We start from the raw sequence: 5,645 nt of genomic DNA on the forward strand, positions 1-5,645 counted from the left end.
CGCCCGAAGATCGCTGATTACCCGTTCACGACTCTCCATCCGAACCTTGGAGTCGTCGAAGCCGGTGACGTGCGCTTCACCGTCGCTGATGTGCCCGGCCTGATCGAAGGGGCCAGCAGCGGCCGCGGACTCGGCCTGGAGTTCCTGCGGCATGTCGAGCGCTGCACGGCGCTCGTGCACGTGTTGGACTGCGCGACGCTCGATCCGGGTCGCGATCCGCTCACCGATCTCGATGTGATCCTCGCGGAACTCGCCGCCTATCCCGTTCCCGAGGGGCAACTGCCGTTGCTCGAGCGCCCCCAGGTCATCGCCCTGAACAAGGTCGACGTGCCCGAGGCTCGGGATCTCGCTGATCTGGTGCGTCCCGACCTTGAAGCACGCGGTTACCGCGTCTTCGAGATTTCGACGGTGAGCCGATCTGGTCTCCGCGAGCTGAGCTTCGCGCTGGCCTCCATCGTCGCCGAGCACCGGGCCGCGCAGGCGGACACACCGAAGCCCGAACGTGTCGTCATCCGTCCGCAAGGCGCTGAGCAGGACTTCTCTGTCCGCGTCGAGGGCGGCACGTATGGCCCGGTCTACCGCATCCTGGGCGCGAAGCCTTTGCGGTGGGTCCAGCAGACCGACTTTCAGAACGATGAAGCTGTCGGATACCTTGCCGACCGGCTGGAGAAGCTCGGTGTCGAAGACGAGCTGTATCGCCTCGGCGCGACGCCCGGCGCGACGGTCGTCATCGGCGGCGACGACGGTGTGATCTTCGACTGGCAGCCCTCGCTGAGCTCCGTAGCGGAGCTGATGACGGCGCCGCGCGGCACCGATCCCCGCCTCGACCAGAACTCGCGGCGTACGACCGCGCAACGTCGCGAGCGTTACCACGAGCGAATGGACGCGAAGGCTGAGGCGCGGGAGGAACTCGAGGCCGAACGGCTGGCAGCACGGGGCGAGGCGGAGGACGACGAGCAGTGACTGTGACCGAGCGCGAGGGTCTCTTCGGTTGCCGACGGGTTGTCGTCAAAGTCGGATCATCGTCAATCAGCGGTGAGCACGCCTGGCGCATCGACGCGATCGTCGCCGCGATCGCTGCGGCTCATGGGCGCGGTACCGAAGTCGTGCTCGTCTCCTCGGGAGCTATCGCGACAGCCCTTCCGCTTCTGAAGCTCGACGGCCGCCCGGATGACTTGGCAACCCAGCAGGCCTCGGCCGCGGTGGGTCAGAACGTGCTCATGTGGCGGTACCAGACCAGCCTCGACCGGTTCGGCATCCTTGCCGGGCAGGTCCTGCTTACTGCCGGTGATCTGGAGAATGCCACCCACCGCTCGAACGCGCGGCGAGCCATGGAGCGACTACTGGGGCTTCGGATCCTTCCGATCGTCAACGAGAACGACACTGTCGCGACGCACGAGATCAGGTTCGGCGACAATGACAGGCTTGCAGCCCTCGTGGCCCAGCTCGTTGGTGCCGACGCTCTGGTTCTGCTCAGTGACATCGAAGCCCTCTACACGCGGCCGCCGGACGAGCCCGGTGCCACCCCGATCGATCGCGTGGAACCGGGCGATGACCTGCACGGTTTCCAGTTTGGTTCGGTCGTGGTCAACAGCGTCGGGACCGGGGGAGCCGCGACCAAGGTCTCCGCGGCGCGGTTGGCTGCGGCTGCCGGCGTGGGGGTCCTTGTCACCAGCGCCGATCGCGTTGACGAGGCGCTGCGCGGCGAGAACATCGGCACATGGTTCGCTCCGAATCCGCATCCTGTCGCATCTGCTCTCACCGGCCCCATCGCCGTCGATCGGTAGGCTGGCGATCATGTCAACCACGCTGATGTCACCGACGGATGCCGTCACCGGCGCTCAGGAGCGGATGCAGCACGCCAAGAGCGCTGCGCGCACGGTGGGCCTGCTCTCCACGCAGCGCAAGAGCGACATGCTGAATGCCGTTGCGGCGCGTCTGGAAGCCGACACCGATCGGATCGTCGAGGCGAACGCGGCCGACCTGCAACGGGGCCGCGACACTGGGCTCTCGGAGGCGCTCCAGGACCGGCTCCGCCTCGACCCTGTGCGGGTCGCGGCGCTGGCCGCAGCGGTGCGCGAGGTCGCCGAGCTTCCGGACCCGGTCGGTCGAGTGCTCGAGGAGCGTCGGCTCGAGAATGGCCTGTCGCTGACCAAGGTGGCGGTGCCGTTCGGTGTGGTGGGATCCATCTACGAAGCGCGCCCCAACGTGACTGTCGACATCGCTGCGCTTGCGCTGCGCTCTGGCAACGCCGTGGTGTTGCGCGGCGGCTCTGCCGCCGAGAACAGTAACCGGGCGCTCCTCGCGAGCATGCGGGCTGCCCTCGAGAGCGTCGGTGTTGATGCCGAGGCGATCCAGACCGTGGATGACTTCGGCCGCGACGGCGCACGGGCCATGATGCAGGCTCGTGGCCTGATCGATGTGCTCGTGCCGCGGGGCAGTGCCCAACTCATCGAGACGGTTGTTACCGAATCGACCGTGCCGGTCATCGAGACCGGAGCCGGGCTCGTTCACATCGTTCTCGATGAGAGCGCGCGCGCCGATTGGGCACTGGATATCGTCGTCAACGCCAAGGCACAGCGGCCGAGCGTCTGTAACGCTGTGGAGACGGTGCTGGTGCACCGTGGTGCCGCTGACCGGCTCGTTCCCGACCTGGTGGCGGCTCTCCACGCAGCCGGCGTGACCGTGCACGGTGACGTCGACGTGTCGGCACGAGCCGAAGGAGTAGTCCCGGCCACACCGGAGGACTGGGCAACGGAGTACCTGAGCCTCGACGTCGCCATCCGTGTCGTCGACGACCTGGATGCCGCGCTCGAGCACATCCGCACATACTCCTCGCAGCACACCGAATCGATCATCACCGAGGATCCCGCGGCTGCTGAGCGCTTCCTCGCGGAGGTGGACTCTGCGGTGGTCATGGTCAACTCGTCGACGCGGTTCACGGACGGGGGCGAGTTCGGCTTCGGCGCCGAGGTCGGGATCTCGACCCAGAAGCTCCATGCCCGGGGTCCTATGGGGCTCCCTGAACTGACGAGCACGAAGTGGCTGGTGCGCGGTGCCGGTCAGGTGCGCGGCTGAGAGCTAAGCTGGATACGCGCACCTGTCGCCGCAGCCACGAACGGAGTTTCAATGACCCTCGTCTCGCTTCTCGCCTTCGCCGCAGAAGAGTCGGAGCACCACGGCAACGTGGCATTGGAGACCGTCATCTTCGGGATCATCGCCCTGGCTGTCTTCGGGCTCTTGGCGCTTGTGACTGCGTCGTACCGCAACGTCGCGAACCGTCACGCGCACAAGGCGGAGGCTTACGCAAAGACCCACGCGGCTGAGCTGCAGCGATCGGGGCACGGCCACTAGGCATCCGATGTCGGCAGCACGAGCACGCCGAATCGGGGTGATGGGCGGGACGTTCGATCCCATCCACCACGGGCACCTGGTCGCGGCAAGCGAAGTTGCCGACTCCTTCGGGCTGGACGAGGTGGTGTTCGTTCCCACCGGACAGCCCTGGCAGAAGAGCGACGTCACGGAGTCCGAGCATCGGTATCTCATGACGGTGATCGCGACGGCATCCAACCCCAGCTTCTCGGTCAGCCGTGTCGATATCGATCGAGACGGCCCGACCTACACGATCGATACTCTCCGTGACGTGCAGCGACTCAATCCCGACGCGGATTTGTACTTCATTACCGGCGCGGATGCGATTGCGCAGATCCTCAGCTGGAGAAATCATGATGAACTGTGGGAGTTGGCGCACTTTGTCGCCGTCTCACGACCCGGCCACGTCTTGAACACGGACGGGCTCCCTGTCGAGGACGTAAGCCAACTAGAGATCCCCGCGCTGGCGATCTCGTCGACGGACTGTCGAGGACGGGTTCGCGGGGGACACCCCGTGTGGTACCTGGTCCCTGACGGAGTCGTCCAATACATTGCGAAGCACCATCTGTATCGGAGCAACGAATGACGAATGAGCAGCAACCGAACCAGCCGTTGACGCGTCGGCAGCTTCGGGAGCTCCGCAGCACGGGTGCAACCCCGATCCTGACGCCCGAGGGCACGCCGATCATGCCGCCGGCCCTGGCGACGACAGCTGCGAACGAGGCCAAGGCGCCGTCCGACGCCGACGATCGTCAGGACGTCGGGCAGGCTCCTGCCACGGCGGACTCCGCCGATGAGGCGTCCGAGACCGGTGAGTCAGCCGAGCCCGCGGCATCCGGGGGATCGGTTGACCCCTCGAGAGAGCCCGCACCGGCTCCGGCGGAGGAGTCGCCAGCCGTGGCTGATAAAGGCCAGGGTTCGGGCCCTAGCCCGTCAGAGCCAACTCCCGATCTTGACGGGGCTCCTCTGACCCGCCGGCGCGCCCGGGAGCGTACCGGCAACACTGACGCTCTCGCCGTCAACAATCCTGACGGTGACCACCGTGTGCCCTTCGTCTCGGTTCCGCCGGTATCGCCGGAGGAGCATCCGATCTCCCAGGCCGCGGCCGGACTCGCGTCGGGCGAACCTGCGGAGCGCGGCACGGTGAGCCCGCAGCTCGGATCGGCACTGCTCGCTGGCGTGGCGACAGAGCCCGACCCGCGACCGAGTTTCGACCAGCTCATCTCGCGTCCCAGCGCGGGCTCGACCGGCACCGGCAGCGCGCTGATCGTTACGGATTCCCCGCCGCAGGGCATCACGGCCCCCGTCAACGCCACAGGCGAGGTGCTCGTCACCGGCAGCCTGGCACTGCCCGACCTGTTCGCGACGACCGGGCAGATGCCCGGCACCTCCGAGGGCTTTGACATCGATGCCACGTTTGCCGACGGGGAAATCCCGCAGCACTCGTCGCCGACGCCGATCGCCGCCAGCGCAGCGATCAGTACGGTGAAGACGACGGCTGAGATCATCAAGCCCCCTGCGCCTGAGAAGGGCTCGCGGCTCATGCTGACCCTCGCCATTACCGCAGGCGTTCTCGCGCTGGCTCTGGTGGGCGTCCTGATCCTCGCCTTCGCGACAGGGGTGTTCTCGTGACGCGCTGCGCCGGTTCGTTGGGTTACGCGAGCACGGGAGCGCGCGCGTGACGGCTACTGAAACGTCGAAGCAGATGCTCGCGATCGCGGCTGCCGCGGCTGAGGCGACGGGTGCCGAGGACCTCGTGGCGCTGGATGTCTCGGAGCCGCTCCCGCTCGTCGATATCTTTCTGCTCGCGACCGGTCGCAGCGAACGCAATGTCGCGGCGATCGCCGACGAGATCGAAGAGAAGCTGCTGGAGGCAGGACACAAGCGTCTGCGCCGCGAGGGGCGCCAAGAGTCGCGGTGGATACTGCTGGACTTCGGTGATCTGGTCGTCCACGTGTTCCACGAGCAGGAGAGAGCCTTCTACGGCCTGGAACGCCTCTGGAAGGACTGCCCGATCGTCCCCATCGATCGACCGGCGCAGGCTGTCACAGACTGAGAGCGGATGCTGCATCGGTTCGGCTGGCGTTCGCCGATGTAGTAATCTGTTCTAGTTGCCTCTTGGGGCAGCATCCGGGCCTGTGGCGCAGCTGGTAGCGCACCTGCATGGCATGCAGGGGGTCAGGGGTTCGAGTCCCCTCAGGTCCACCAAACGAAGAAGGGCGCCCCGCGTGGGCGCCCTTCTTCGTTTATACGGGGGACCGAAGCACCTTCTC

General features: G+C 66.6%; 7 protein-coding genes and 1 tRNA gene. All 8 read left to right on the forward strand.

Features of this window, described 5'->3' with window-relative positions; all coding sequences use genetic code 11:
• Nucleotides 1-963: GTPase ObgE (obgE, locus tag B3587_RS02495; protein ID WP_292726294.1), on the forward strand; the 963-nt coding region annotated here is incomplete at its 5' end.
• Nucleotides 960-1,787 (forward strand): glutamate 5-kinase, encoded by an 828-nt coding sequence (gene proB, locus B3587_RS02500; protein ID WP_292726296.1) that lies wholly within the window; start codon nt 960-962, stop codon nt 1,785-1,787. The genes obgE and proB, both read left to right, overlap by 4 nt.
• Nucleotides 1,788-1,797: 10 nt before the next feature.
• Nucleotides 1,798-3,078 carry a glutamate-5-semialdehyde dehydrogenase gene (locus B3587_RS02505; protein WP_292726298.1) on the forward strand — a complete coding sequence of 427 codons (1,281 nt, stop codon included), beginning with the start codon at nt 1,798-1,800 and terminating at the stop codon, nt 3,076-3,078.
• A gap of 51 nt (nt 3,079-3,129) precedes the next feature.
• Entirely contained in the window at nt 3,130-3,354 is a 225-nt protein-coding gene (locus B3587_RS02510) for a hypothetical protein (protein WP_228178960.1), read from the forward strand.
• 7 nt (nt 3,355-3,361) lie between these two features.
• Complete coding sequence (nadD, locus tag B3587_RS02515; RefSeq protein ID WP_228178958.1) at nt 3,362-3,958, forward strand: nicotinate-nucleotide adenylyltransferase; 597 nt, start codon at nt 3,362-3,364, stop codon at nt 3,956-3,958.
• Nucleotides 3,955-5,004 (forward strand): hypothetical protein, encoded by a 1,050-nt coding sequence (locus tag B3587_RS02520; protein WP_292726300.1) that lies wholly within the window; start codon nt 3,955-3,957, stop codon nt 5,002-5,004. The genes nadD and B3587_RS02520 overlap by 4 nt, the downstream gene beginning before the upstream one ends.
• Nucleotides 5,005-5,077: 73 nt before the next feature.
• A complete protein-coding gene (gene rsfS / locus B3587_RS02525) occupies nt 5,078-5,428 on the forward strand; it encodes a ribosome silencing factor (RefSeq protein ID WP_414683105.1) in 351 nt (116 codons plus the stop codon).
• Between the two features lie 76 nt (nt 5,429-5,504).
• Nucleotides 5,505-5,580, forward strand: a tRNA-Ala gene (locus B3587_RS02530).
• Nucleotides 5,581-5,645: the final 65 nt, after the last annotated feature.

This window comes from Microbacterium sp. UBA837 (genome assembly GCF_002296025.1).
Lineage (GTDB): Bacteria > Actinomycetota > Actinomycetes > Actinomycetales > Microbacteriaceae > Microbacterium.

What these genes read in the sequence shown, in the direction of transcription:
- B3587_RS02505 (WP_292726298.1), top strand. Translation starts at nt 1,798, where the DNA reads ATGTCAACCACGCTGATGTCACCGACGGATGCCGTCACCGGCGCTCAG.
- B3587_RS02510 (WP_228178960.1), top strand. Translation starts at nt 3,130, where the DNA reads ATGACCCTCGTCTCGCTTCTCGCCTTCGCCGCAGAAGAGTCGGAGCAC.
- nadD (WP_228178958.1), top strand. Translation starts at nt 3,362, where the DNA reads ATGTCGGCAGCACGAGCACGCCGAATCGGGGTGATGGGCGGGACGTTC.
- B3587_RS02520 (WP_292726300.1), top strand. Translation starts at nt 3,955, where the DNA reads ATGACGAATGAGCAGCAACCGAACCAGCCGTTGACGCGTCGGCAGCTT.
- rsfS (WP_414683105.1), top strand. Translation starts at nt 5,078, where the DNA reads ATGCTCGCGATCGCGGCTGCCGCGGCTGAGGCGACGGGTGCCGAGGAC.